The sequence below is a fragment of the Mesorhizobium sp. CNPSo 4671 genome, from assembly GCF_057784245.1.
In genome coordinates this window covers 1-2,319 of the sequence record NZ_JBWLUW010000053.1, presented here as the reverse complement: position 1 = coordinate 2,319, position 2,319 = coordinate 1, and the positions used below count along the sequence as shown (strand labels likewise).

The following is a 2,319-nucleotide window of genomic DNA, read 5'->3' as shown; positions in this document are numbered from 1 at the left end:
AGGATCCGGGACTTGAAGAACTTCGTTTCCCGGATGGTGATCGTGCCGGCAATCAGATCGACATCACCAAGATCGAGACGCGCGAGTTCCCCCAGCCGCAACCCGCAGCAATAGGCCAATACCAGCATCACGTAGAGGCTCACCGGTCGGAGCGGTGACCGCGGTGAAGGGTAGGATCGGGCGATATCGAGAAGCCGACGGATCTCTTCGACACTGTAGATGTAGGGCCGGCGCCATTGCTTCGCGACCTGCTGTCCCGGCCGCGGGTCGGGACGTTTCGGCATGATCGCCGGATCAAGACGGTTAAGCGCCTTGCCCAGCACGCGCGCGAGCTTCTCGCATTCGGCGGCATGGTTCGCCGTCGACCGTGCCGCCGCCCAGTGCTGTAGCATGATCGGTACCGGCTCCGCCGCCAATTCCGGGTGCATCTGCAAAAAGCGGTCAAAGCGCCAGAGCCAATGCGCCTGCGTCAGATAGCGATAGCCTCTGGTTCGCATGAGAGCGATATGGTTGCGCATGAAGTCCCCGAGCACACTGCCGAACGCTGGGAGCTGCCGCAATGCCTCCAGAGCTTGATCGGGATCCGGCGAGAGCAGCGCTCGCAGCACCGCCTTGTCGCTTCTGGCTTGATGAGCGGCGCACAATTCGTTGATGGGATTGCTGGCGGTAAAACCCTCCTGCACGAGGTAATCGAGGAATCGGTTGATGATGCGGGCGTAATGCATCAACGTCGGGCGAGCCCAGTCTCGAGCCCGCTCGCTCAGCCAGGTTTCCAGGGTCTCCCGTGTGACGAGCGTGGTGTTGGCCGGTTGCCGGGCAGCAACCTCCTGGAAGCTGTGCAGAATCCGCCGATAGGTGGTCGGGCTCCTCGGATGTCGCAACCGCAATTGAGCATGATAGCGCTCGATGATCTTTCCGTTGGTGTCGGGCCAGGTGCTCATGCGCGCCCCTCCGGACCCGGAATCTCCAGAGCGATGGCGCGCAGATCTTCAGTGGCCAGCTTCAGATATGGAATCGTCGATTCCGTCGATCGATGGCCCAATACGTCTCCGATCACCTTCCTCGGCACGTCTGCACGCAGCAGGCTGACAGCACGAGCATGCCGGAAGATGTGGGGGCCGCGCTTGCCACTCAGCACGAGACCTGCCGCCTCTATCCGCCGGCGGACTTCGTTGCCGATGCGAACCATGGGAACGTACGGTGCGCGTATGCGAACGAAGATTTCCCGCACATCTGTTTCCGGCCGGCCATGCCGAAGGTAGGCAATCAAGGCCTCTCCAACCGATTCCAGTAACGGCAAAACAGAACGCGCCCCGGTCTTGGAATGGCGAATGTGCAAAACGTCACCGCGCCAGTCGACGTCCTCCAGTCGCAACCCGCTTATTTCACCGGCACGCAAGCCATAGACCGCCAGCATCTGGAGGATGGCGTAGTCCCGCAATCCCCCTGGCGATTGATCCTTGCTGGCGACCTCCAGGACGGCGGCGATCTGATCTGAACTTAGAGCGGATGGAATTCCCTCGTAAGCATAGAGCAGCGGGGCGATGACACGCGTCGCGAGGTCGGCGGCGGTGTGCCCGGACCTATGAAGATGCTTCAGCAACGACCGGAGCCGGTCGGCGGCATCCTTCAACGATATGCGGGTCAGTCCAGGAGCCCGCATGTCCATATAGGCATCGATGTCGGGAACGCTCAATTCCGCAAAGCCGACGGTCGCCGAGTGCTTTGCGTACCAGCCACAGAAATGCTTTGCTTCCCACATCAGGGCGGAGATCGAGGATGCCGCCAGCCCACGCTCTTCCCGCAGCCACTCCTCATAACGAGCCAAAACCTCGCGGTAGAGACGTTCGCCAGCATCGGTCGGGTCCGGTTCTGGAGGCCATCGCTTAAGCGAACGTCGTAAAAGGGCATGGATTGCCGCCCGCGGGGTGGCCTCCCAATGAGGTGCCGGTGGATGACCATATCGTTTTCGAAATCGACGCACGGCGAGGCGAAGGTATTTCGACACATCATCCGGCGTTACCATCTCCAGAGCTATGCCTCGCTCGGAAAGATGCTGCAGAAAATACTCGGCGTTGCGGCAATAATGGTAAATTGCAAATGGATTGAATCGCTGTTGCGTCAGCCACGCCTTCAGTTCGGTGACCAGAGAGCTGGTTTCGTGTGACATGAAAATCTCCTCGACTGCGTTTTGAACGACAGCCAAAGATCTCATGTCGAAAAATAATGCGCAGCACGCCGAAGGCCGATCGGGCCTGCCTGCTGGGAAAATCGCGTGTTCGGCGCGTTCCTTCACATTATGAACTGCTGCTGATTACT

Annotated in this window: 2 protein-coding genes; both read right to left on the bottom strand. The window is 59.9% G+C overall.

Annotated elements, in window-relative coordinates; translation table 11 throughout:
• On the bottom strand, positions 1-941 hold a 941-nt coding region (locus AC04SF_RS37270; RefSeq protein ID WP_488481861.1), incomplete at its 3' end, for a tyrosine-type recombinase/integrase.
• Entirely contained in the window at positions 938-2,170 is a 1,233-nt protein-coding gene (locus AC04SF_RS37265) for a site-specific integrase (protein ID WP_488481860.1), read from the bottom strand. The genes AC04SF_RS37270 and AC04SF_RS37265, both read right to left, overlap by 4 nt.
• Positions 2,171-2,319 lie beyond the last annotated feature (149 nt).